Genomic DNA, 22,536 nt, shown 5'->3' on the forward strand with positions numbered 1-22,536 from the left:
GCTGCTGACCCCTTCGTCAGGACACCCGTACGGGTGAACATGAAAAGTTCTCATATACTAGGTCTTCACTCGTCCGTGGGGAACCCCGTCGGCACGATAAAGTCCCAGATCAGACGAGGAGGAGCGCCGTGTCCGACATCCAGGCCGCGAAGGTGCCGGCAGAAGCCACCCCCTTACGCCGCCAGCCGGTTCAGCAACGCAGCGCCAAGCGCGTCGAGCAGATGCTCGACGCGAGCGCGGCGTTGATCGACGAGCTCGGTTACGACGCGCTGACGACCACCCTGATCGCGAAGCGCGCCGGGGTCGCCGTGGGGTCGCTGTACCAGTTCTTCCCCGACAAGCGCGCGGTGGTGCAAGCGCTTACCGCCCGCAACCTGGAACGGTTCGTGGGCGCGGTGAACGAGCGCCTGAAGCAGCTCGGCCCGGAACACTGGTGGGACGTCGTCGACTCGATCCTCGACATCTACCTCGAGATGCACCGCACGGTCCCGGGTTTCTCGAAGGTCCACTTCGGCGACATCATCGACCGCCAGCTGCTGGACGAGACCCGCGACAACAACGCGGTGATCGTGGATTCGCTGACGGACCTGGTGGCCACGCAGGTGGACCGCCCGGTGGAGGACCTGCGGTTCGCGATCGGCATCGCCAACGAGGTGGCCGACGCGCTGCTGAAGCTGGCGTTCCGGAAGGAGCCGAGGGGGGACGAGAAGATCGTCGCCGAGGCCAAGTACGTGGTGAAGGGGTATTTGGCGGCTCGGTTCGGGGAACAGTCGTAGTTGTCCACAGAAGTTGTCCACAGGTATGCACAGCTGTGGACAACCCTGTGGTTCGGGCCCGGGTCGTCGGTGGGCGCCGATAGACTGGAAGCGGGGGTTCCCCCAGGGAAGGGCGGGGTGCGCGCGGGGGCCGATTGCCGGGGAAGGACGCTCGAGCGGACCGGATTACCTCCGCGCCGACGCCGTGAACGACTCCTTTATGTGGCCACGACAGGAGCCCCGGCGAAGTCGGGTCAGTACGGCCGATCCGGCCGCGCGCACGTCATGAACGGGTCGTTCACCTCACCAGACGACATGAACGAGTCGTTCACGACATCACGGCCGGGATCCCGACAAAGTCACCGGCGGCCGCGCCACTCTGCCGCCGGTCAACCGCTCGCCCCACGTCCTGAATGACTCATTCAGGTCTTCGGAGGTCCTGAATGAGTCATTCAAGACGCTGGCGCAACCCTGCGGGCTGCACTGACGCGACTTTGCCGGGACCATGACATCCGAGCCGATTCGCGCGCGAACTCACCTGTCCGGGGGCTGGGACAAACACGGCGCTCGCGCGCCCAGGCCGGTGTTCTGCCGCGCGGACGCGGTACCGGCGTCAGCCGAAGTTCTGGTGCTCGCCCCGGTAAGTCGGGACCGTGCGCTCCACCCGGTCGCCCTGCACCAGGTGGTAGTGCGTGAACCGCTCCGCCAGCTCGCCCGCCTTCGCGTGGCGCAGCCAGACCCGGTCGCCCAGCTTCAGGGTGCGGGCGGCGCGGCCGGTCACCGGGGTCTGGACCTCGCCCGCGCCTTCGAAGCCCAGCAGCTTCAGGCCCGTCGGCAGGTACGGCTGCGGGACTCGCGAAGCGCCCGCGGGCCCGGAAGCGATGTAGCCGCCCGAAAAGAGGGTGGCGATGGTGCGGGTCGGGCGGCGGACCACCGGCAGGGCGAACAGCGCCGCCGGGCGGGGCTTGAACTTCGTGTAGCCGTCGAACAGCGTGGGGCCGATCAGGCCCGAGCCCGCCGCGATCTCCGTGACGACCGCGTCCGCGCCCGTGGACTCGATGCTGCCGGTGCCGCCGCCGTTGACGAACTCCAACGGCGTCACGGCCTCGACCGCCCGGATCGCTTCGCCGCGGCGGCGGTTCAGCTCGGCCGCCGAACGGCGTTGCATCCAGCCGATCACCGCTCGCTTGAGGCGGGCGCCCGCCGCGTCGCCGAGGCCGGCGATCTGGCCTTCGTACGCCATCGCGCCCACCAGGCGGAAGCCCGGGCGGGCGAGGATCTGGCGGGCCAGCGTCGACGCCTGCTTCGGGGTGAACACCGGTGAGCGACGCGTGCCGACGTGGACGCCCGGCACCGGGCGCCAGGACGCGTCGAGTTCCAGGCACACGCGGATTTCCGGGTGGCTGTGCCCGAGGGCCGCGTCCACCAGGTCCAGGTGCTCCGGCGAGTCGACCATGATCGCGATCGCGGCCCGCGCCGCATCGGACGCGGCCAGGCGGCGGAGAGCTTCGTGGTCGGCCGTCGGGTAGGCGACGACGATGTCATCGGTCGTGCCCTGCTCGACGTGCCAGACGGCTTCGGCGAGCGAGTAGCACATCAGGCCTTCGAAGCCCGGCATCGCGAGCACGCGCTCCAGCAACGCCCGGCAGCGGACCGACTTGCTGACCACGCGGATCGGCTTGCCCGCCGCGCGGCGGCGGAGGTCGTCCGCGTTCGCGTCGAAGGCCGCCAAGTCGACGACGGCCAAGGGCGGATCGAGGTCCTTGGTCGCCAAGTCGTACACCGTCGCACTGGTCACGAGGTCTAAAGTACGACACGAAGGCTTGAAACGCGAATACTATTCACTTACTGTTTCGGGCACTCGACCGATGGAGGGCGCGCGGATGACCCGGTGGACCAACTGGGCGGGCACGGCGTCCGCCTCGCCGCGGCACGTTCACCAGCCGCGCAGCGCGGCCGAGATCGCGGCGGCCGTCGAACGCGTCGCCGCGGCCGGCCGGACCGTGCGGCCGTGGGGCAGCGGGCACTCCTTCACCGCGATCGCCGTCGCCGACTCCGACGCGCTCGACCTGCGGTACTGGACCGGCATCGAGCGCGTCGACCTCGAAACCGGGCTCGTCACCGTCCGCTCCGGCACCACGATCAAGCAGCTCAACGCGGCCCTCGACGCGGTCGGGCTGGCCATGACCAACCTCGGTGACATCGACGCGCAGACCATCGCCGGCGCGATTTCCACCGGCACCCACGGCACCGGCGCGAAGCTCGGCGGCATCGCCACCCAGATTGCCGCGCTCGAGCTCGTCCTCGCCGACGGCTCGGTCGTCACCTGCTCGGCGGACGAGCGGCCCGACCTCTTCGCCGCCGCCCGCGTCGGCCTCGGCGCGCTCGGCGTCATCACCACCGTCACGCTCCAGTGCGAACCGTCGTTCGTGCTGCGCGCGCAGGAACGGCCGGAGCCGCTGGAGCAGGTCCTCGAGGGCTTCCACGACTTTGCCGAGGAGAACGAGCACTTCGAGTTCTACTGGTTCCCCTACGGCAAGAACGCACTGGTCAAGCGCAACAACCGGTGCGAGACGGCGGAACCGCTGAGCAAAGTTCGCGAGTTCGTCGACTACCAGATCATGGAGAACGTCGCCTTCGGCGGGCTCTGCCGGACCGGACGGCTGATGCCGCGGCTCGTGCGCCCGCTGAACAGCTTCGCGTCGAACATGCTCTCCGCGCGCGAGTACAGCGACACCTCGCACCGCGTCTTCGTCACCGCGCGCAACGTCCGTTTCACCGAAACGGAATACGCTGTTCCACGTGAATCAGTGCTCGACGTGCTCGCCGAGCTACGGTCCGTGGTGCCGAAGCTGAAGGACCCGGTGATGTTCCCGGTCGAGGTGCGGGTCGCCGCGGCCGACGACATCTGGCTGTCGACCGCGCAGGGCCGCGACTCCGCCTACATCGCCATCCACCAGTTCGTCGGCATGCCGTACCGCGAGTACTTCAGCGCGTTCGAGAAGATCGCCGGCGCGGTCGGCGGCCGCCCGCACTGGGGCAAGATGCACGACCTCGACGCCGGCATCCTCCGCTCGCGCTACCCGCACTTCGACGACTTCCTGCGCGTGCGCAAGGAAACCGACCCGAACCGCGTCTTCACGAACACCTATCTGGACCGGGTACTGGGCACGGCCTAGAACAGGGCCGACACCGATTCGCCGTTGTGGATCCGGCGGATCGCCTCGGCCATGGCCGGCGCGATCGACAGGATCTTCAGCTTCTCGGTGCGCTCCTCTTCGGGCACCGGGACCGTGTTGGTGCAGACGATCTCCAGCACCTCCGGCCGGCCGCCGATGCGCTCGATCGCCTTCGCCGCGAACAACCCGTGCGTGCAGGCGACTCGGATCGACCGCGGCTTCAGCTCGGCGAGCTTGTCCAGCAGCTCCAGCACCGTGCTGCCCTTGGCGATCTCGTCGTCGAGCACGATGACGTCGCGGCCGGTGATCTCGCCGATGACCGACGTGATCTGGACGCGGTCGTCCGGGAAGCGCTCCTTCGCGCCGGCCGCGACCTCGACGCCGAGGAGCCGCGCGAAGTGCGACGCCTCCTTCGCGTTCCCCAGGTCGGGCGAGACGACGGTGGTGCGGGACAGGTCGTACTGCCGGAAGTGCTTCGCCAGCTCCTGCAGCGCGTGCAGGTGGTCGACCGGGACGCTGAAGAAGCCGTGCACCTGCGGCGAGTGCAACGTCATCGCGAGCACGCGGTTGGCGCCGGCCGTGGTCAGCAGGTCGGCGACCAGGCGGCCGCCGATGGAGATGCGCGGCGCGTCCTTCTTGTCCGAGCGCGCGTACGAGTAGTGCGGCATCACGGCGGTGATCCGCGACGCCGACGCGCCCCGCGCCGCGTCGAGCATCAGCAGCAGCTCGACCAGGTGCTCCTGCACCGGCTTGACCAGCGGCTGGATGATGAAGACGTCCCGCTCGCGGCAGTTCGCCTGCAGCTGCACCTCGAGGCAGTCGTTCGCGAACCGCCGGACCTCGGCGGGGCGCAGCGGGATGCCGAGGTGGGCGCAGATCTCTTCGGCCAGTTCGGGGTGCGCGCTGCCGCTGAAGACGGCGATCTCTCGCGAAGCCTGGTTGATCACAGCGCGGCGATCGCTTCGGCGATCGCGAGCTCACCGGAGATCAGCGTCAGGGTGCGCCGCGCGGTCTCGGGCGCGTCGAGCAGAGCGACGAGCACCGCGGCGACGTCGTCACGCGGGATCGGGCCGCGGTCGGTCCGTTCGGCGAGCAGCACGAGGCCGGTGCCCGGGTCGTCGGTGAGCGCGCCCGGCCGGAGGATCGTCCAGTCGAGGTCGCGGGCCTTGAGGTCGTCTTCCGCCGCGCGCTTGGCACGGAGGTAGTGCCGGAATTCCTCGGTGACGTCGGGGTTCTCCGGGTTGTCGGCACCGATCGAACCGACCTGGATGTGCCGCCGGACCCCGGCCCGCTCGGCCGCTTCGGCGAACAGCGCCGCGGCGCCGCGGTCCACAGTGTCCTTGCGGGCGGTACCGCTGCCCGGGCCGGCACCCGCCGCGAAGATCGCGGCGTCGGCGCCCTTCAGGACCTCGGCGACGGCGTCCACATCGGAGTTTTCGAGGTCGAGCACGACGGCTTGGGCGCCGGCGGCTTCGAGGTCCGCCGTGTGGGCGGGATTCCGGATGATCCCGACCCCTTCGTCCCCGCGCGCGGCGAGCAGCCGCTCCAGCCGCAGCGCGATCTGACCGTGTCCACCAGCAATGACGACTCGCATGGAGCCGACCCTAGTGCGAAGCGGGCGCCTCTGCGGTCCGGAGCAGGTGGTCGTAGACCAGCTCGTTCACCAGCCGGGAGACCGGGTCCTCGGCCAGCAGCACGCGCTCGGTGCGGCCCTCGAGGTCGAGGTCGACGACCGCGTTCGGGTCGGCGGTCACGACGGCGAGGCCGTACGCGCGGGCGCGCGGGAGACAGTTGCCGACGTAGTCCTCGGTGAGGACCGCCGGCGACGGGAGCACCATCGCGGCCTCGCCGTAGCGGGCGAACGGAACCGCGGAGGCCATCGCGGTGCGCCAGTGGCGCGCGACGGCCAGGACGCCGATGATCTCGGCGGCCGGGGCGGGGGCGGTTCCGGCCAGCTCCGGCCAGGTCCAGGTGTCGACGGTGGCACGGTCGGCCACCGGGCCGGCACCCATCGCGATGCGCTCGGCGTGCACGTCGGTGCGAAGCTTGGCGACCACGCAGACCTTGCGGCCGAGGATCGTGGTCTCGGGCAGGACGATGCCGTTCCAGCCCAGCTGGGCCGCGGCGGCGGTGGCGAGCTCGTCGACGCCCGCGGGGAGCTCGATCGGCGGCACCACGCGGCTCGGCATCGACCGGCTGCGCTTCGCGCCACCGGCGACCGTCGAGCGCTCGGTGTTCTGAGGTGTAGCCGCCACGAGTCCGCCTCCTTCTTACCTGCACCGCTTCGTGACCGGTGAAAACCGGCACCTCACTTGTCTAACAGCGCGGCGGCGCGGCGTCGCCGGGTAAGGCGCGTGGCTGCGATCGGCGGCGCTCAGCGATCGATGACCGGTCGGTAGGCGGTCATCCGACTTCGGTCGAACGGTGCGGCCAACCGAGTGATCGCGAGGTGAGTGGCACTACCGTCCGCCCGCGGCCGACTACCGCGGGCAGCACACCCCCACCCGGCCCGACTAGCCCGTTCGGCGCAACCACGCCAAAATCCACAGTGGACGCGGGGCGCTGAGCTGCGGTTGTCCGCCGTCACCCGGCCGGCGGTGAGCTACGCCGCAGCGGTGACGGGCGCCCGCGACTAAAGTTACCGATCAGTCACTTAGTCGTCGCCGTGGAGGACCGATGCGCTCCCCGAAGGACTTCTTCGCCCCGCTCGCCCTGGGCGCGCCCGCACCGGTGCGCGAAATCCCGGTGACGCCGTCCCGGATGATCCACTTCTTCGACCCCGGCAACGAGAAGATGGCCGCGAAGGTGCCGGACATCGCCAAGAAGGTCGACGTCCTGCTCGGGAACCTCGAGGACGCCGTTCGCGCCGACCGCAAGGAGGCCGCGCGCGCCGGGCTGGTGTCGATCGCCAAGGCGAACGACTTCGGCAAGACGCAGCTGTGGACGCGGGTCAACAGCCTGGACTCGCCGTGGGTCCTCGACGACCTGGTCACCCTGGTCACCGAGATCGGCGACAAGCTCGACGTGATCATGGTGCCGAAGGTCGAGGGCGCGCAGGACATCCACTACGTCGACCGGCTGCTGGCCCAGCTCGAAGCCCGGGCCGGCCTGACGAAGCCGTTGCTGGTGCACGCCATCCTCGAAACGGCGAGCGGCGTGGCCAATGTGGAGGAGATCGCCGGCGCGAGCCCGCGCATGCAGGGCATCTCCCTCGGCCCGGCCGACCTGGCCGCGAGCCGACGGATGAAGACGACCCGCGTCGGCGGCGGCCACCCGGGCTACCTGGTGCGCACCGACCCGACCGGCGAGGACCTCAACGCGGGCCGGACGACCTACCAGCAGGACCTCTGGCACTACACGGTCGCGCGGATGGTCGACGCCTGCGCGACGCACGGGATCCTGCCGTACTACGGGCCCTTCGGGGACATCCGCGACGTCGTCGCGTGCGAGGACCAGTTCCGCAACGCGTTCCTGCTCGGCTGCGTCGGCGCGTGGAGCCTGCACCCGGTGCAGATCGACATCGCGAAGAAGGTGTTCTCGCCTTCGCCGTCCGATGTGGCGTGGGCGCGGCGCGTCATCGCGGAGATGGGCGACGGCACGGGCGCGGTGATGATCGACGGGAAGATGCAGGACGACGCGTCGGTGAAGCAGTGCCGCGTGGTCGCCGAACTGGCCGACGCCCTCGCGGCGGACGACCCCGAACTCGCCGCGGCCTACGACGCGGCCACCAAGGAGATCCTCGGATGACCACGCCCCGACGCTCTGTCCTCTACATGCCCGGCGCGAACGAAAGAGCGCTGGAGAAGGCCAAGACGATCCCCGCCGACGCGCTGATCCTCGACCTCGAGGACGCCGTCTCCCCCGACGTCAAGGAAGCCGCGCGCGAACGCGTCTGCGCGGCGGTGGGCAACTACGGCGACCGCGAAGTGACGATCCGGGTCAACGGCCTGGACACCGAGTGGCACGACGCCGACCTGCGCGCGGCCGCGTCGGCGGGCCCGGCCGCGGTCGTCGTCCCGAAGGTGAACTCCGCGGCCGAGGTGCACAACATCGAGCGCGCGCTGGAGCTCGGCGGGGCGCCGGAGCACACGAAGATCTGGGCGATGGTCGAGACGCCGGTCGCGATGCTGCACGCGGAGGAGATCGCGGCGGCGTCCGAGCGGCTGACCGTGCTGGTGATGGGCACGAACGACCTGGCCAAGGAGCTGCACGCGGAGTTCGTCCCGGGCCGCGGCCCGCTGCTGGGCGGGCTTTCGCTGTGCCTGCTGGCCGCGCGCGCGACCGGCAAGGTGATCCTCGACGGCGTCTACAACGACGTGAAGGACCTCGAGGGCTTCGAGGCCGAGTGCGAGCAGGGGCGGCAGTACGGGTTCGACGGGAAGACGCTGATCCACCCGGCGCAGGTCGAGCCGTGCAACCGGATCTTCGCGCCCTCCGAGGAGGAGATCGACCGGTCGCGGCGGATCATCGAGGCGTTCGAGGAGGCCAAGGCGTCCGGCAAGGGCGTGGTCACCGTGGACGGCCGGATGATCGAGAACCTGCACGTCGACAACGCGCGGCGGGTGCTGGCGCTGGCCGAGGCCGTCAAGGGCTGACGGCCCCGGCCGGGCTCACTTCGGCAGGTCGTCCGTCCACTCGGCACTGACTGCGTACGTGGCACCGTGCGCGTCCGTGGCCGGTTTGCCGTCCGGGCCCAGGAACACCGATGAGCCGTCGACCTGGCCGGTCGCCGGGTCGACGACCAGGCGGCCGCCGCCGGGGAGGTGGACGCTCCGGCTGTCCAGTGCGTGCACGCCCGGGTACGCGGCGATCGCGCGGAACGCCGCCGCGCGCACCGGCGGGGGTGACGGGACGGTCGACACCAGGTCGATCAGGGACTGGAGGACCGCCGTGTCCCCCTGGTTCGCGGGGATCCCGTGCCGCGTCAGGCCTTGCGCGAGCCAGTCGCGCAGGGCCCCGGGGTCGGCGGGGAGCGTCAGGATCCGGCTCAGGGTGACGTCGTCGTCGCCGTTCAGCCGGATGGGCCGCGGGCGGGGCATGAGCACGGCCTTGCCGTGGGTGTTCTCGCCGCGGTACCACTCCTGCCCGTCGGTGGTGGTCCAGTACTCCCAGGTCTCCTTGCCGACCTTCGTCGTCGAGTGCCAGTACTTGCCGGTGCCGACCTGGGCGTGCTCGGCGACCGTGGCGGCGGCCAGCAGGACCGCCGGGCGGGTGTCGACCGGCACCACCGCCTGGGGAGGCAACGGCGGGACCGGGGTGGCGGGCAGGGTCGCGACCACGACGGCGGCCGCGGCCGCGACGAGCCCGGCGCCGATCACGAACGGGCGGACGCGCCGGCGTCGGGCGCCGAGCGCGTGGTTCTGCAGCCGGTGGCGGCTGCGGTCGACGACGTCCTGGGCCGGCTCGTCGGGCAGGAGCGCCGTGCGCAGGGTCTCGAGGTCATTCATCGGTGGCCTCCGGGGCGAGAACAGGGGCGAGCTTCTTGCGGGCGCGCGTCAGCCGGGAGCCGACCGTGCCCGGGGAGATGCCGAGCGCCTCGGCGACTTCCGCGTAGCCGAGGTCGGCGAGGGCCACCAGCAGCAGGACGTCGCGTTCGCCCGCGGTCAGCCGCGACAGCGCTTTTCCCAGCTGGCCCGCCACGGCGACGCGGTTTTCGTGCCCCTCGACGGGCCGGGGCACCTCGATCCGGGCGAGCGCGCGGTAGTGGCGGGCTTCCTTGCGGCGGTGCCTCGACACCAGGTTCGTCGCGATGCCGAACAACCAGGCACGCAGGTCGCCGCGGGTGCGGTCGAACGTCGCGCGGCGGTCGAACGCCACCAGGAAGGTCTCGGCGGCGACGTCCTCCGCGGCCTGCGTGCCGAGCCGGCCGGCGACGTAGCGGTAGACCTCGGCGAAGTGGCGGTCGTGCACCTCGGTGAACTGCTCGACGCCGGTCGCCGGGGCGGCCTCTGTCATGGGGTTCCTTCCCTTCGGCGACAGCTTCACCACCACTTCGCCGCAGGGCCGGATTTTCTTCCCTACCCGATCGGCCAGGGCCGTTGCGGGCCGCGGAGCCGTTCGTATGCCGCTGCCGCGCGGAGGACACCGACGTCGTCGAAGCGGCGGCCCGCGATCTGGAGGCCGATCGGGCGGCCGTCGTCGGTGTAGCCGCAGTTCACGGACACCGCCGGCTGGCCGGACATGTTGTACGGGACGGTGAACGCGATGTGCTCGAACGGGCGGGCCGGGTCGTTCGTCGGGGACGCCCACTCCGCGGGCGGGGCCGCGACCGGGCAGGCCGGGGACAGGACGAAGTCGAACGCCGAGGTCGCGCGCAGGGCCGCGACGCTGATCGCGTCGATCTGGGCGAAGCCGCAGTACGCGTCCACTCCGGACACCTCCGCGCCGCCCGCGGCCCAGTCCGCGATGTACGGGAGGACCTTCGCACGCCGCTCCGCCGGCAGCGCCGCCATGTCCGACCACGCGCGCGTGCGCCAGAAGACGTCGAGGCCGTCGAGCATTTCGCGGGTCAGGAACGGCTCGACCGGCTCGACGATCGCGCCCGCGGCCTCAAAGGCACGGGCCGCGGCGGTGACGGCGTCGCGCGTGGCCGGGTCGACCGGGAGGCCGACGCCGGGGTCGAGGTGCAGGCCGATGCGCAGGCCGTCCGGGGACGAGTCCAGGGAAGACCAGTCCAGGTCCGCCGGGGGCAGGCTCAGGTGGTCGCGCTCGTCGGGCGCCGACAGGACGCTCATCAGCAACGCCGTGTCCGCGACCGTCCGCGTCATCGGGCCCGCCACCCGGCCGAGGAACGGCGGGTCGACCGGGACGCGGCCGAAGCTCGGCTTCAGGCCGGTCAGGCCGCACCAGCCCGCGGGCAGCCGGATCGAGCCGCCGATGTCGGTGCCGACGTGGAGGGGTCCGTAGCCCGCCGCGGCCGCCGCGCCCGCGCCCGCGCTCGAACCGCCCGGCGACGCCGAGGTCAGCCACGGGTTCCGGGCCGTCTCGTGGAAGCTCGACAGCCCGGACGTCAGCATCCCGTAGTCCGGCATGGTGGTCTTGGCCAGCAGGACGCCGCCGGACTCGCGGACCCGCGCCGCCGCCGGGGCGTCTTCGGCCGCCGGGGTCAGCGCGGTCGCCGCCGTGCCCAGCGGGACCGGGGTGCCGCGGGTCGCGATGTTCTCCTTGAGGGTCAGCGGGACGCCGTCGATCGGGCCGAGCGGTTCGCCGGACGCCCAGCGCCCTTCGGACGCCTTCGCTTCGTCGAGAGCGCCTGAAGGGTCGTATGCGTACAACGCGTGCAGTTCCGGCTCTCGCGCCTCGATGCGGTGCAGCACCGCTTCGGTCACCTCGACCGGCGAGAGCGTCTTCGCGCGGTAGTGCGCGACGAGTTCGACGGCGGTCAGATCGGGCAACTCGGTCATGCGCGCTCCTTACGAGGCAGGCGGTTCGAAGCGGCCGTCGACGGCGGTCCAGCCGCCGTCCACCGCGAGCACGGAGCCGGTGACGAACGACGAAGCGTCCGAAGCGAGGTAGACGACCGCGCCGGCGAGCTCGTCCGGACGCGCCCAGCGCCCCAACGCGCCCTTCGCCGCGTATGCGTCGTACCACTCGGGGTTCGCTTTGATCTGCGCGGTCAGCGGCGTCTCGACGACGCCGGGCGCGATCGCGTTGACCCGCACGCCGGCCGGGCCGAACTCCGCCGCCGCGGTCCGGAACAGCTGGACCAGCCCGGCCTTCGTGGCCGCGTACGGGCCCTGACCGGGTTCGACGGTCGTGCCGCGAATCGACGAGAAGCCGATGATGCTCCCCCGCCCGCGCGCGACCATGTCGGCGCCGAAGACGCGTACGACCTCGAACGTCACGCCGAGGTTCAGCGCGATGACGCGGTCGAACTCCTCCCGCGTGTAGTCCAGCAGCCGCTTGCGGACGTTCGTCGCGGCGGTCAGCACGACGATGTCGAGCGGCCCGAGGTCGCTCGCGGCCTTGTCGACCGAGCCGGGCGCGAGCAGGTCGATCTCGTACACCTCGCCGACGCCGGCCTCGCGCGCGGCTTCGAGGTCACGGTCCGCGCACACCACGTCGGCGCCGTGCGCGGCCAGCGCGCGGGCGGCTTCGCGGCCGATACCCCCGGCGCCGAGCACGAGCGCGCGGCGGCCGTCCAGGCGGAACAACGTCGAGTAGTTCACGGGCGCAGCACCGCCATCCTCGTCACGGTCAGCTCTTCGACGGCGAACCGCGGCCCCTCGCGGCCGATGCCGGAGTCCTTCACCCCGCCGTAGGGCATGGTGTCCGAGCGGAAGCCGGGCACCTCGTTGACCACGACGCCACCGACCTCCAGCTCGTCGAGCGCGCGGAACGCGGTCTTCAGCGACCGGCTGTAGACGCTGGCGTGGAGGCCGTAGCGGGACGCGTTGACCGCGGCGAACGCTTCGTCCACATCGGACACCGTGCGCAGGCAGACGACCGGGCCGAAGATCTCCTCGTCCCACGCCTCGACACCGTCCGGGACGTCGAGCAGGACGGTCGGCCGCAGCACTGTTCCTTCGACACCCCCGCCGACCTGGCGGGCGCCGGACTTCTCGATCCACGCGGCGACGCGGGCGGTGGACGCCGGGTCGATCAGCGCGGACACCCGCGTCTTCTCGTCCCGCGGATCGCCGACGACGACCTCGCCGAGCCGCGCCAGCAGCCGTTCGGTGAACTCCTCGGCGACCGAAGCGACGACCAGCACGCGCTGCACCGAGATGCAGGCCTGGCCGGACGCGTAGAAGCCGCCGCGCAGGACGGCGTCGGCGGCGGCGTCCAGATCGGCGTCCCCGGCGACGACCAAGGCCGCGTTCGAACCCAGCTCCAGCAGCGTCTTCGTGGGCGCCGCGTCGCGGGCGATCCGGTGGCCGACGGCGGCCGAGCCGGTGAAGGACACCGCGCCGATCCGCTGGTCGGTCGTCAGCGCCGCGCCGACGGCCGCGTCGCCGCTGACCAGCTGGACCATGGCGGGCAGTGGCGCGAGCGTCCGGACCAGGTGCACCAGCCACAGCGTGGCCAGCGGCGTCTGGGGCGCCGGCTTGACGATCACCGGGCAGCCCGCGGCGATCGCGGGGGCGATCTTGTGCGACGCCAGCAGCAGCGGGTAGTTGAACCCCGCGATGCCGACGACGACCCCGATCGGCTTGCGCTTCCAGAACCCGACCAGGCCGTCTCCGGACGGGAGGAGGTCCAGCGGCACGGTCTCGCCGTGCAGCCGCGACACCTCTTCGGCGGCGGCTTCCCACGTGACGATCGTGCGCGCGACCTCGACGCGGCAGTCGACCAGCGGCTTGCCGGTCTCCAGCACGAGCAGGTTCTCGAACTCCTCGCGCCGATTCCGCACCGCCGAAGCGACGTCGTTGAGCAGCGAACGCCGGACCCGAGAAGGCAGCGAAGCCACTTGACGCGCAATGGCGACAGCTTCGTCGACGGCCTGCCGAGCCAGCTCCGGCGTGCCGACGGGCGCCGCGCCGATGACGCTCCCGTCGTACGGGAAAACGATTTCTTCGACGTCCACAGTGGACACCCAGCCCGCTCCGACCGGCAGGCCGCCGGGGTACTCAGCCATCGTCGCCTCCGCTCAGCCGGGCCAGCTCGGCGCGCAGGTTCGGCGCGGCGGCCAGCAACTCCCGCGTGTATTCGTGCTGCGGCGCTTCGTAAACCTGGCCGACGTCGCCGAGCTCGACGATTTCGCCGCGGCGCATCACGGCGACGCGGTCGCAGACGTGCCGGACGACTCCGAGGTCGTGGGACACGAAGATCAGCGTCAGCGCGAACTGCTCGACCAGCGACGCGAGGAGGTCGAGGATCTGCCCGCGCACGGAGACGTCGAGCGCGCTGACCGGCTCGTCGGCGATCAGGACGCTCGGGTTCGGCGCCAGCGCGCGGGCGATGGAGATGCGCTGCCGCTGACCGCCGGAGAACTGGTGCGGGAAGCGCTGGGCGGCGTCGACCGGCAGGCCGACGGCGGCGAGCAGCTCGGCGACGCGATCGGGTTCGCGACGGCCCAGCGGCTCGGAAACGATGTCCAGCACGCGCATCCGGGGATCGAGCGATCCCATCGGGTCCTGGAAGACGATCTGCAGGTCCGACCGCAGGAACCCGAGCTTGCGTTCCGGCAGGTTGTCGACGCGCTTGCCCTGGAACGTCACCGTGCCCGCGGTCGGCTTGTCGAGCGCGGCCAGCAGCCGGACCAGCGTCGACTTGCCGGAGCCGGACTCGCCGACGATGCCGAACCGCTGCCCGGCCTCGACGGCGAAGCTGACTCCGCGCAGCGCGTGCACGTCCCGGCGGGCGTACCGGCGTTCGAGGTCACGGACTTCGACGATGCTCATCGGCGGGCCTCCAGGTCCGAAGCGGCCAGGAGCTTGCGGGTGTACTCGTGCTTCGGCGCCGTCAGGACTTCGCGCGTCGAGCCCGCTTCGACGATCTCGCCGTCGAGCATCACGAGCACGCGCTCGCACACCGACGCCACCACCGCGAGGTCGTGCGTGATGAAGAGGAGCGCACTTTCACGTGAAAGTGCGGCTTTGATGAGGGCGAGGATCTGGGCCTGCACGGTGACGTCGAGCGCCGTGGTCGGCTCGTCGCAGATCAGCAGCGACGGCTCGTTGGCCAGCGCCATCGCCAGCACCACCCGCTGCCGCTGCCCGCCGGAGAGCTGGTGCGGGTACGCGCGCGCAGTGCCGGCCAGGCCGACCGCGCCGAGGAGGTCTTCCGCGCGGTGGCGGCGGCCGTGGATCCGGCCGGGCTCGGTGACCTGACGGCCGACACGCATGGCCGGGTTCAACGCCGTCATCGGCTCTTGGAACACCATCGCCAGCTCGTCGCCGCGCAACCGGGACAGGTCCTTTTCGGACATTCCGAGCAGCTCGCGGTCACCCAGCCGGATCGAGCCCGACGCGCGGAGTTCGTCCGGGAGCAGGCCCATGACCGACAACGCGGTCAGCGACTTCCCGGACCCGGACTCGCCGATCAGGCCGACCCGCTCGCCCGCGCCGATCTCGAAGGACACGTCCCGGACGAGGGAAGAAACGCTGAGGCCACGCACCGAGAGCGTCATACGCGAGCCGCCAATCGGGGGTCCAGCCGGTCGCGCAAGCCGTCGCCGAGGAGGTTGAAGCCGAGGACCGCGACGGCGATCGCGATGCCAGGCACCAGCGCCAGCCGCGGGTGCACGGTCAAAAGTTCCTGGGACTCCTGCAGCATCCGGCCCCACGACGGCGTCGGCGGCCGCGTGCCGAAGCCCAGGAACGACAACGCGGCTTCGGCGAGCACGGCGATCGCGAACGACACCGAAGACTGGACGATCAGCAGGCCGGAGATGTTCGGCAGCACGTGCCGCACGGCGATGTCCGGCCGCGACCGGCCGCCTGCCCGCGCGGCGAGCACGAACTCGGTGCTCATCACCTGCAGCGTCCCGGACCGGGCGATCCGCGCGAACGACGGGATCGTGGCGATGCCGATCGCGACCATCGCGGTCAGCGTGTCCGCCCCGAACACCGCGCCGAACATGATCGCCAGCAGCAGCGCGGGGAACGCGAGCACGAGGTCGTTGACGCGCATGACGAACTCGCCGAGCCACCGCGGCGACATCCCGGCGAGGATGCCCAGCGGCGTGCCGATCACGGCGGCGATGCCGACCGCGACCACACCGACGTACAACGTCGTCCGCGCGCCGACCATGATCTGGCTCAGCAGGTCCCGGCCGAACTTGTCGGTGCCGAACCAGTGCGCCGCGCCCGAGCCGAGCAGCCGGTTCGCCGCGTCGACCTTCACCGGGTCGAACGGCGTCCAGACGAACGACAGCAGCGCGGCGAGCACGACCAGCCCGACGAGGACCCCGCCGATCACGAGATTGCGCATCACGAACCCCGCAATCGCGGATCGAGCACGGTGTAGAGGACGTCGACGACGAAGTTGACCAGAAGCACGCCGACCACCAGGACCAGCACGATCCCCTGCACGGTCAGCAGGTCGCGGGCGGCGACGGCGTCCAGCAGCATCGAGCCCAGGCCCGGCAGCACGAACACGCGCTCGACGACGACCGCGCCGATGAGCAGCGTCGCCAGCTGCAGGCCGAGCACGGTGACCACGGGCACCGACGCGTTGCGCAAGCCGTGGCGCACCAAGGCCTGTCCCGGCCGCAGCCCCTTGGACCGCGCGGTGCGCAGGTAGTCCTGGCCGAGCGTGTCGAGCACCGCGGACCGCACGTACCGCGTGAGCACCGCGCCCTGCACCAGGCCCAGCGACAACGCCGGCAGCACGAGCCCGCGGAAGAACTCGCCGAAGTCCTGGTCCGGCGGCGTCCACCCGCCCGACGGCAGCCAGCGCAGCTGCACGGCGAAAATCTGCACCAGGATGATCCCGGCGAGGAACGCGGGGATCGCGACACCGATCTGCGACAGCCCGGAAACGCCCGCACCGGACGCCTTCCGGTGCTTCACCGCGGCGAACGTCCCGGCCGGCACCGCGATCACCAGCGCCACCAGCATTCCCGCGCCGACGAGCCAGAGCGTGACGCCGAGGCGGTCGAGCAGCTGCGGGCCGATGGTGTCGCGCGTGACGTACGACCGGCCGAAGTCGCCGTGCAGCACGCCGCCTATCCAGTCGAAGTACTGCGTGACCAGCGGCCGGTCGATGCCGAACTCCGTGCGCGTCTTGGCGAGCAGCTCCGGCGTCGCGTTGACGCCGAGCGCGACCTGCGCCGGATCGCCCGGCAGCACGGCCATGAACAGGAACACCACGATCGACGCGACGAGCACGCTGACCACGAAGATCGCCAGCCGGCGCAGCACCTTGGCGGTCATCGCGGCGCCAATCCGGTGAGGTCGAAGGACTCGCTGACCTGGTTCTGGACGAACCCGCCGACCTTGGCCTTCGCGACGATGACGTTGGGGAACAGGAACAGCCAGTCGGCGGCGGCGTCGGTGCTCAGCTGCCGCGCCACCTGCTTCATGTCCGCGACCTGCTCCTCGGGCGTCCCGCTGTCGGCGGCGGCGAGCAGCTGCTGGACGCGCTTGCTGTCGTAACCCCAGTAGTACTTGGGCTTCCCGAACGTCGTGATGTCGCGGGCTTCGACGTGCTGGATGATCGACAGGTCGTAGTCGTGGTCGGTGAACACCTGCTTCAGCCACACGGCCGGGAAGTCGAGCGGCTCGATCGTGGTCCGCACGCCGACGTCGGCGAGCTGCGACTGGACGACCTGCGCGGCCGACACCGCGTACGGCAGGTTCGGGATCCGCAGGCGCAGGTTCAGGTTCGTCGCGCCGGCCTCGGTCAGCATCGCCTTGGCCCGGCCGGGATCGAACGGGTAGGCCTTCGACAGGTCCTCGTACCAGGGATCGGTCGGCGGGACCATGCTGCCGATCAGCGTGCCGCGCCCGGCCCACGCCGTGTCCAGCAGCGCCTTCCGGTCGATCGCGTACGTCAGGGCCTGCCGCACGCGGACGTCGTTCAGCGGCGCCCGCGCGTTGTTCATGGCGAGCGTGACCTCGGAGTTCGAGGTGCCCTGAACGACCTGGAACCGGTCGTCGGCCTGGAACTGCGGGATCGAGTCGGGCGCGGTGATCGCCGAGATGACGTCGATGCCGTTGCTGGACAATGCGTTGTTCAGCGCGGTCGGGTCCTTGATGTACTTGAGGACCACCGTCGAGTACGCCGGTTTCCGGCCCCAGTACGCGGGATTCGCCTTCAGCACCACTGAGTCGCCGCGCTTGCGCGCCGCCACGACGTACGGCCCGGTGCCGATCGGCTTGTTCGCCAGGTCCGCGACGCCGGTCGGGCTGAACATCGCGCCGAGCCGGCTGGTGAGGCTGAACAGCCAGCCGTTGGACGGCTTCGAGAGCACGACCCGAGCGTGGTCCGGCGCCACGACGTCGACGTGGTCGACGACGTCCATCGTGGACTTGATCGAGATCGTCCAGTCGGTCTTCACGCGCAGCAGCGAGAACTTGACGTCCTCGGCGGTGAAGGGCGCGCCGTTGCTGAACCTCACACCCGGCTGCAGCTGGAAGTCGTAGGTCTTGCGGTCCGGGCTGATCGTCCACGACTTCGCGAGCAGCGGCACCACGCGACCCTGCGCGTCGAGCTTCACCAGGCCTTCGTAGACGTTGTAAAGCAGGGCCTGCGGGATCGCGGCGCCGTCCGTGCGCGTGAAGTCGAAGTTCGCCGGCTCCGCCGTGAAACCCACCGAAAGGGTGTCCGGACCAGCGGAAACGCTGGCCGACGAGCCGGCCGAGCAGCCGGACACCACGAGCAGCAGCGCCGCTGCCAGCACGTGAAGTCGGGCTTTCATTCGGCCTCCAGGTCAGTACACTGGTCTGACCAGTAGCCTGACATTGCGGGGACGACGAGGTCAAGATGCGGTTCGAACCGGTGGCTCCGGTCCGCGCGTACGAGCGGGTCGTCGAGCAGATCGAGCAGGCCGTGATCAGCGGCGAGCTCAAACCGGGCGAACGGCTGCCGAGCGAACGCGAGCTGATGACGCAGTTCGGCGTCGGCCGCTCGACGATCCGGGAAGCCCTGCGCGTGCTGCAGGCCGCCGAAATGATCCGTTCGCGGCCCGGTGACCCGCGTGGCCCGGAGGTGCTCGCCGCGTCCCCCGCCGCGCTGCACCGCTCGATGCACCGGCTCGCGCGGGCGAACCACGTCGGGCTCGCCGAACTCCTGCAGTTCCGGATGATCCTCGACGGCTCGGCCCACCTGCTCGCGGCGGAGCTGCGCACCGACGACGACCTGGCCGGCCTCGACACGGCGCTGGAGTCCATGCGCGAAGGCGTCTCGCGCGGGTACGCGGAGTTCAGCCGCGCCGACGTCGCGTTCCACGAAGTCATCGCGCGCATCTCGCGCAACCCGTTGCTGGTGGTCAGCGAAGAAGTCGTCCGCGGCGTCGTGCTGGAGCTCATCGAGGACAAGCTCGAGCACGCCAGCAACCGGAAGTCACTGATGCGCACCTGGCTCGCCCACCACGCCGAGGTGCTCGACGCGATCCGGTCCGCCGACGGCGCCGGTGCCGCGCACCTGGCCAAGCAGGCGTTGTACGACAACTACGCCGAATACGTCCCCGCACCGCAACGCCCGCTGCTCGCGCCCTTGCTGCGGCCCTAGACTCGGCCGGGTGGACGCGGCGAAACGGGACGGTGTCGGACTCGCGCTCTCCGGGGGTGGTTACCGGGCGATGCTCTTCCACGCCGGCGCGCTCTGGCGGCTCAACGAACTCGGCTGGCTGCCGAAGCTGAACACCGTCTCCAGTGTTTCCGGCGGGTCGATCGCGGCCGGGGTGCTCGCGCACGCGTGGCACAAGCTGTACTTCGGCGACGACGGCGTCGCGGAGAACTTCGGCAAGGAAGTCGTGCAGCCGCTGCGGAAGTTGGCCCGCACGAACCTCGACATCCCGGTGACGCTGAAGGCCCTGCTGATGCCGTGGCGCAGCGCGGGCGAAGAGCTGGCCCGCCGCTACGCGAAGCACCTCTTCGGCGACTGCTGCCTGGCGGACCTCGACCCGGCCGGGCCGAACTTCGTCTTCACCGCGACGAGCCTGCAGGACGGCTCGCTGTGGTGGTTCTTCCGCCAGCCCGGCCCGCACGGGCAGATCCCCCTCGCGACGGCGGTGGCCGCGTCGTCGGCGTTCCCGCCGATGCTTTCGCCGGTCGTGATCCCGGATCCGCACCAGCCCGGCCGCAAGATCGTGCTCAGCGACGCGGGCGTGTACGACAACCTCGGCCTGGACCCGATCGAGAACCAGCGGGCGACCGTCCTGGTCAGCGACGCAGGCAAGAAGATGAAGCACGAGGAAAAGCCGAACCGCACCTGGCCCATGCAGCTGCTCCGCGTGCTGACCGTGATGGACAACCAGGTCCGGGAGCTGCGCACCGGCTCGCTGCTTAAGGCCTACCAGGACAAGCAGTTCGCCGGGACGTACTGGGCGACTTACAGCGACATCGCGCACTTCGACCTACCCGACGCCTTGCCGGCGCCGGTCGAGCAGACCCGCGCGTTGGCGGTGACGAAGACGCGGCTCGCCAGGACGTCCGAGCTGACGCAGGACCGGCTGATCAACTGGGGCTATGCCGCATGTGACGCCGGGATGCGGCGCTGGGTGTGCCCGGAAACCACGCTGAAGCCGGAGTTTCCGTACCCGGGCTCAGGCGTCGGCTAGCTTCGCGTAGACGACGATGTTGTCCTGGTAGCTGTGCTCGGCGTGGTCGAACGCGCCACCGCAGGTGATCAGCCGCAGTTCCGGCCGGTCGCTGTTGCCGTACACGGCATCGCGCGGGAACGTGTCCTTCGGAACCTGCGTGACGCGGTCGACGACGAACTTCAGCTTCCGGCCGTCGCTGCGGTCGACGTCCACCTCGTCGCCGGGCGCGAGGTCTTTGAGCTTGTAGAAGATGCCGGGCTTCTTGTCGCCGTCGACGTGCCCGAGCACGATCGCCGGGCCGACGTCCCCGGGCACCGGCGAGAGCTTGTACCAGGCCGCCTGCATCGGCGTGTGCACCGACGGGACGGAGATCGAGCCGTCGGGCTTGACCGCCACCGCGAGCAGGCTGGACTCCGCGCCGATCTTGGGGATTTTCACCGACGTCGGCCGGAGGCCCTTGAACGGGACGGTCACCGGTGCCGAAGGGGGCACCGCGGTGGCTTTCGGCTGCTCCGGGGTACTGCAGGCGGCGAGCGCCAGCACGAGGGCGAGTGCGGCACCCGCCCGCCGGACGCTCACCAGGCCGTGCCGCCGAAGCCCGTCTCGACCCCGCCCTTGGGCGCGACCTTGACCTGGGCCTTCGGCGCGCTGTTGCCCGGCGCGGCCGACGTCGTCGTCGCGGACGTCGCCGTGGTGACCGGCGCGGTGCTGGACGGCGACGCGCTGGTGCTCGTGGCCGGCGGCTGCTCCTGCTCGAACTCGACCAGGCCGTTGCCCTCGACGCCGGCGCAGGTCCAGCTGAACTTCGCGGTCGTGGTGCCGGCCGGGGCGTCGACCACGCGCACGGAGTAGTTCCAGTAGCGGCCGTCGGACTCGTCCTGGTCCGGGCCGCCGGTGAGGCTCAGGTACTGCGTCGCCACGTTCCCCGGCGCGCCGGCCGCGCAGGCGATGACCAGGACGCCTTCGCCGCCGAGGCCGACGAACCCGTGGCCGACGTTGTCCTGGTAGTCGTCCTTCGGCGGCTCGATCGTCACCGTGGTGGTGGTCGTGCCGGGGGCGTCGGTCTTCACCGGGCCGGTCACCGACGGCGTCGTGGTGGTCCCCGCGGTCTCCGACGTGCTCGGCGCGGTGGTCGTGCTGGTCTCGGTCGTGCTCGGCGCCGTGGTGGTCGTCGCTTCCGACGACGTCGTCGTGGTCGTCTCCGGCGTGGTGGTGTCCGTCTGGGCCAGTGCGGCCGGTGCCGTGGCGGCGGTGATCAGCGCGCCCGCGGCGGCGATGCCCGCGACCCGGCTCAGCGTTCTACCCACGTGGACTCCTAAACGGCGAGGACCTGCGATGCCGGAGTATCGAGGTGTCACCCGTCCGCGTTACTCCGGGAGGGCGAAGCGCAGGTCCCGCCAAAGGTCCTCGGGATCCTCCAAACCGACGCTGAACCGGACCAGCCCGGGCGGCACGCGCTCTTCGCCGGCGAGCCACGCCCGCCGCTCGACCAGGCTTTCGACGCCGCCGAGGCTGGTCGCCGACCGGATCAGCCGGACCGCGGCGCAGAACGCGTCGGCCGTCTCGGCGTCGGCCAGCTCGAACGCGACCATCATCCCGAAGCCCGGGTACCGCACCCGGTGGACCGCGGGGTGCCCGGCCAGGCGTTCGGCGAGCAGCGCGGCGGTGCAGGACTGCTCCGCCAGCCGGACCGGCATGGTCCGCAGCCCGCGCAGGGCGAGCCAGGCTTCGAGGGCGCCCGGCGTCGACCCGACACGGGTCCGCGCGCCCTTCAGCTCGGCCGCCACCTCGGGATCCTTGGCGACGGTGATGCCGAGCAGCAGGTCGCTGTGCCCGCCGATGAGCTTGGTCGCGCTGTGCACGACGACGTCCGCGCCCAGTTCGAGGGGCCGCTGCTGCAACGGCGTCGCGAAGGTGTTGTCGACGACGACCCGCCCCCGCGCGGCGGCGGCGATGGTCTCGATCGCCATCACGTCGAGAGTGGGGTTGGTCGGCGACTCGATCCAGACCAGGTCCGCGGTCGCGGCCTCGGCCACCCAGGCGTCGGTGTCGGCCGGCTCGAGCTCGGTGACGGCGAGCTTGCCGAGCTTCTGCGCGTGGGCCAGCACCCCGCGCGTCACGGCGTAGCTGAACGTCGGCACGACCACCCGCGACCCGACCGGCAGCAGGTCCAGCACGGCGGAGAGGGTGGCGACCCCGGACGCGAACGCCGTCGCGTACCCGCCTTCGAGCGCCCCGACGGCTTCTTCGAGGGCCAGCCAGGTCGGCGTGCCGTCCCCGCGCGCGTAGGCGAAATCGCCACCGGCCTCGTACGTGCTGGTGGCGACGAGCGGGGTGTTGAGGGGCTCGCCGGGGCCGTGCGGGCGGCCGGCCGCGATGGCCTTGGTGCGGGGCGTCCAGTCGTCCATGCGATCACGGTAACCCGCGCCCCGGCGGGGTAGGCCGGGCCGCC

General features: G+C 71.1%; 23 protein-coding genes. 6 read left to right on the top strand and 17 right to left on the bottom strand.

Annotated features, from left to right (window positions below):
* Positions 1–128: 128 nt before the first annotated feature.
* A complete protein-coding gene (locus H4696_RS33345; RefSeq protein WP_086860456.1) occupies positions 129–776 on the top strand; it encodes a TetR/AcrR family transcriptional regulator in 648 nt (215 codons plus the stop codon).
* Positions 777–1,368: 592 nt separating this feature from the next.
* Here H4696_RS33345 and H4696_RS33350 read toward each other — a convergent pair.
* The gene (locus tag H4696_RS33350) at positions 1,369–2,553 is read right to left on the bottom strand and encodes an amino acid deaminase/aldolase (RefSeq protein ID WP_086856161.1); all 1,185 of its coding nucleotides are present in this window, start codon (positions 2,551–2,553) and stop codon (positions 1,369–1,371) included.
* Between the two features lie 85 nt (positions 2,554–2,638).
* On the opposite strand from H4696_RS33350, the gene H4696_RS33355 reads away from it, so the two are divergent.
* The gene (locus H4696_RS33355) at positions 2,639–3,934 is read left to right on the top strand and encodes a D-arabinono-1,4-lactone oxidase (RefSeq protein ID WP_086856201.1); all 1,296 of its coding nucleotides are present in this window, start codon (positions 2,639–2,641) and stop codon (positions 3,932–3,934) included.
* Here the strand turns inward: H4696_RS33355 and H4696_RS33360 are convergent.
* Genes H4696_RS33360 through H4696_RS33370 form a run of 3 tightly spaced genes read right to left on the bottom strand, consistent with a single transcriptional unit; the run spans position 3,931 to position 6,189 of the window.
* Positions 3,931–4,881 carry a ribose-phosphate diphosphokinase gene (locus tag H4696_RS33360; protein ID WP_086856162.1) on the bottom strand — a complete coding sequence of 317 codons (951 nt, stop codon included), beginning with the start codon at positions 4,879–4,881 and terminating at the stop codon, positions 3,931–3,933. The two genes, H4696_RS33355 and H4696_RS33360, sit on opposite strands and share 4 nt — an antisense overlap.
* On the bottom strand, positions 4,878–5,528 hold the full coding sequence (locus H4696_RS33365) for an NAD(P)H-binding protein (RefSeq protein ID WP_086856163.1): 651 nt from the start codon (positions 5,526–5,528) through the stop codon (positions 4,878–4,880). Before H4696_RS33365 ends, H4696_RS33360 begins: the two co-directional genes overlap by 4 nt.
* A 10-nt stretch (positions 5,529–5,538) precedes the next feature.
* Positions 5,539–6,189: a hypothetical protein gene (locus tag H4696_RS33370; protein ID WP_086856164.1), complete on the bottom strand. Its 651-nt coding sequence runs from the start codon at positions 6,187–6,189 to the stop codon at positions 5,539–5,541.
* Positions 6,190–6,610: 421 nt separating this feature from the next.
* Between H4696_RS33370 and H4696_RS33375 the strand changes: the two genes are divergently transcribed.
* Both H4696_RS33375 and H4696_RS33380 read left to right on the top strand, forming a co-directional pair.
* On the top strand, positions 6,611–7,681 hold the full coding sequence (locus H4696_RS33375) for an HpcH/HpaI aldolase/citrate lyase family protein (RefSeq protein WP_086856165.1): 1,071 nt from the start codon (positions 6,611–6,613) through the stop codon (positions 7,679–7,681).
* Positions 7,678–8,529: an HpcH/HpaI aldolase/citrate lyase family protein gene (locus H4696_RS33380; protein ID WP_086856166.1), complete on the top strand. Its 852-nt coding sequence runs from the start codon at positions 7,678–7,680 to the stop codon at positions 8,527–8,529. The genes H4696_RS33375 and H4696_RS33380 overlap by 4 nt, the downstream gene beginning before the upstream one ends.
* A gap of 15 nt (positions 8,530–8,544) precedes the next feature.
* Here the strand turns inward: H4696_RS33380 and H4696_RS33385 are convergent, their stop codons facing one another.
* The 10 genes from H4696_RS33385 to H4696_RS33430 all read right to left on the bottom strand — a co-directional run bounded on the left by H4696_RS33385 (position 8,545) and on the right by H4696_RS33430 (position 18,239).
* The gene (locus tag H4696_RS33385) at positions 8,545–9,381 is read right to left on the bottom strand and encodes a CU044_5270 family protein (RefSeq protein ID WP_086856167.1); all 837 of its coding nucleotides are present in this window, start codon (positions 9,379–9,381) and stop codon (positions 8,545–8,547) included.
* Positions 9,374–9,889 (bottom strand): RNA polymerase sigma factor, encoded by a 516-nt coding sequence (locus H4696_RS33390; RefSeq protein ID WP_086856168.1) that lies wholly within the window; start codon positions 9,887–9,889, stop codon positions 9,374–9,376. Before H4696_RS33390 ends, H4696_RS33385 begins: the two co-directional genes overlap by 8 nt.
* Before the next feature lie 62 nt (positions 9,890–9,951).
* Positions 9,952–11,337 (bottom strand): amidase, encoded by a 1,386-nt coding sequence (locus tag H4696_RS33395; protein WP_086856169.1) that lies wholly within the window; start codon positions 11,335–11,337, stop codon positions 9,952–9,954.
* Between the two features lie 9 nt (positions 11,338–11,346).
* Positions 11,347–12,102, bottom strand: a complete 756-nt coding sequence (locus tag H4696_RS33400) for an SDR family NAD(P)-dependent oxidoreductase (protein WP_086856170.1) — start codon at positions 12,100–12,102, stop codon at positions 11,347–11,349.
* Positions 12,099–13,511, bottom strand: a complete 1,413-nt coding sequence (locus H4696_RS33405; protein WP_086856171.1) for an aldehyde dehydrogenase family protein — start codon at positions 13,509–13,511, stop codon at positions 12,099–12,101. Before H4696_RS33405 ends, H4696_RS33400 begins: the two co-directional genes overlap by 4 nt.
* Positions 13,504–14,277, bottom strand: coding sequence for an ABC transporter ATP-binding protein (locus H4696_RS33410; protein WP_086856172.1), 774 nt, complete (start codon positions 14,275–14,277; stop codon positions 13,504–13,506). The genes H4696_RS33405 and H4696_RS33410 overlap by 8 nt, the downstream gene beginning before the upstream one ends.
* Positions 14,274–15,005, bottom strand: coding sequence for an ABC transporter ATP-binding protein (locus H4696_RS33415; protein WP_086856173.1), 732 nt, complete (start codon positions 15,003–15,005; stop codon positions 14,274–14,276). The genes H4696_RS33410 and H4696_RS33415 overlap by 4 nt, the downstream gene beginning before the upstream one ends.
* Positions 15,002–15,808 (bottom strand): ABC transporter permease, encoded by an 807-nt coding sequence (locus H4696_RS33420; RefSeq protein WP_169734803.1) that lies wholly within the window; start codon positions 15,806–15,808, stop codon positions 15,002–15,004. Before H4696_RS33420 ends, H4696_RS33415 begins: the two co-directional genes overlap by 4 nt.
* Positions 15,808–16,752 (bottom strand): ABC transporter permease, encoded by a 945-nt coding sequence (locus H4696_RS33425; RefSeq protein WP_086856175.1) that lies wholly within the window; start codon positions 16,750–16,752, stop codon positions 15,808–15,810. The genes H4696_RS33420 and H4696_RS33425 overlap by 1 nt, the downstream gene beginning before the upstream one ends.
* Entirely contained in the window at positions 16,749–18,239 is a 1,491-nt protein-coding gene (locus tag H4696_RS33430) for an ABC transporter substrate-binding protein (RefSeq protein ID WP_192782672.1), read from the bottom strand. The genes H4696_RS33425 and H4696_RS33430 overlap by 4 nt, the downstream gene beginning before the upstream one ends.
* A gap of 65 nt (positions 18,240–18,304) precedes the next feature.
* On the opposite strand from H4696_RS33430, the gene H4696_RS33435 reads away from it, so the two are divergent.
* A complete protein-coding gene (locus H4696_RS33435; protein ID WP_086856176.1) occupies positions 18,305–19,051 on the top strand; it encodes a FadR/GntR family transcriptional regulator in 747 nt (248 codons plus the stop codon).
* Between the two features lie 10 nt (positions 19,052–19,061).
* Positions 19,062–20,102, top strand: coding sequence for a patatin-like phospholipase family protein (locus H4696_RS33440; RefSeq protein WP_086856177.1), 1,041 nt, complete (start codon positions 19,062–19,064; stop codon positions 20,100–20,102).
* On the opposite strand, the gene H4696_RS33445 is transcribed toward H4696_RS33440, so the two are convergent.
* The 3 genes from H4696_RS33445 to H4696_RS33455 are packed head-to-tail and all read right to left on the bottom strand — an operon-like array spanning position 20,088 to position 22,492.
* Complete coding sequence (locus tag H4696_RS33445; RefSeq protein WP_086856178.1) at positions 20,088–20,663, bottom strand: class F sortase; 576 nt, start codon at positions 20,661–20,663, stop codon at positions 20,088–20,090. The genes H4696_RS33440 and H4696_RS33445 overlap by 15 nt on opposite strands.
* Positions 20,660–21,391: a hypothetical protein gene (locus H4696_RS33450; RefSeq protein ID WP_249026827.1), complete on the bottom strand. Its 732-nt coding sequence runs from the start codon at positions 21,389–21,391 to the stop codon at positions 20,660–20,662. The genes H4696_RS33445 and H4696_RS33450 overlap by 4 nt, the downstream gene beginning before the upstream one ends.
* Before the next feature lie 60 nt (positions 21,392–21,451).
* Complete coding sequence (locus tag H4696_RS33455) at positions 21,452–22,492, bottom strand: trans-sulfuration enzyme family protein (RefSeq protein WP_086856179.1); 1,041 nt, start codon at positions 22,490–22,492, stop codon at positions 21,452–21,454.
* Positions 22,493–22,536 lie beyond the last annotated feature (44 nt).

The organism is Amycolatopsis lexingtonensis, assembly GCF_014873755.1.
Classification (GTDB): domain Bacteria; phylum Actinomycetota; class Actinomycetes; order Mycobacteriales; family Pseudonocardiaceae; genus Amycolatopsis; species Amycolatopsis lexingtonensis.

Coding starts and splice junctions, on each gene's coding strand:
- H4696_RS33355 (WP_086856201.1), top strand. CDS start 2,639: ATGACCCGGTGGACCAACTGGGCGGGCACGGCGTCCGCCTCGCCGCGG.
- H4696_RS33365 (WP_086856163.1), bottom strand. CDS start 5,528: ATGCGAGTCGTCATTGCTGGTGGACACGGTCAGATCGCGCTGCGGCTG.
- H4696_RS33375 (WP_086856165.1), top strand. CDS start 6,611: ATGCGCTCCCCGAAGGACTTCTTCGCCCCGCTCGCCCTGGGCGCGCCC.
- H4696_RS33380 (WP_086856166.1), top strand. CDS start 7,678: ATGACCACGCCCCGACGCTCTGTCCTCTACATGCCCGGCGCGAACGAA.
- H4696_RS33385 (WP_086856167.1), bottom strand. CDS start 9,381: ATGAATGACCTCGAGACCCTGCGCACGGCGCTCCTGCCCGACGAGCCG.
- H4696_RS33390 (WP_086856168.1), bottom strand. CDS start 9,889: ATGACAGAGGCCGCCCCGGCGACCGGCGTCGAGCAGTTCACCGAGGTG.
- H4696_RS33395 (WP_086856169.1), bottom strand. CDS start 11,337: ATGACCGAGTTGCCCGATCTGACCGCCGTCGAACTCGTCGCGCACTAC.
- H4696_RS33405 (WP_086856171.1), bottom strand. CDS start 13,511: ATGGCTGAGTACCCCGGCGGCCTGCCGGTCGGAGCGGGCTGGGTGTCC.
- H4696_RS33410 (WP_086856172.1), bottom strand. CDS start 14,277: ATGAGCATCGTCGAAGTCCGTGACCTCGAACGCCGGTACGCCCGCCGG.
- H4696_RS33415 (WP_086856173.1), bottom strand. CDS start 15,005: ATGACGCTCTCGGTGCGTGGCCTCAGCGTTTCTTCCCTCGTCCGGGAC.
- H4696_RS33420 (WP_169734803.1), bottom strand. CDS start 15,808: ATGCGCAATCTCGTGATCGGCGGGGTCCTCGTCGGGCTGGTCGTGCTC.
- H4696_RS33425 (WP_086856175.1), bottom strand. CDS start 16,752: ATGACCGCCAAGGTGCTGCGCCGGCTGGCGATCTTCGTGGTCAGCGTG.
- H4696_RS33430 (WP_192782672.1), bottom strand. CDS start 18,239: ATGAAAGCCCGACTTCACGTGCTGGCAGCGGCGCTGCTGCTCGTGGTG.
- H4696_RS33435 (WP_086856176.1), top strand. CDS start 18,305: ATGCGGTTCGAACCGGTGGCTCCGGTCCGCGCGTACGAGCGGGTCGTC.
- H4696_RS33455 (WP_086856179.1), bottom strand. CDS start 22,492: ATGGACGACTGGACGCCCCGCACCAAGGCCATCGCGGCCGGCCGCCCG.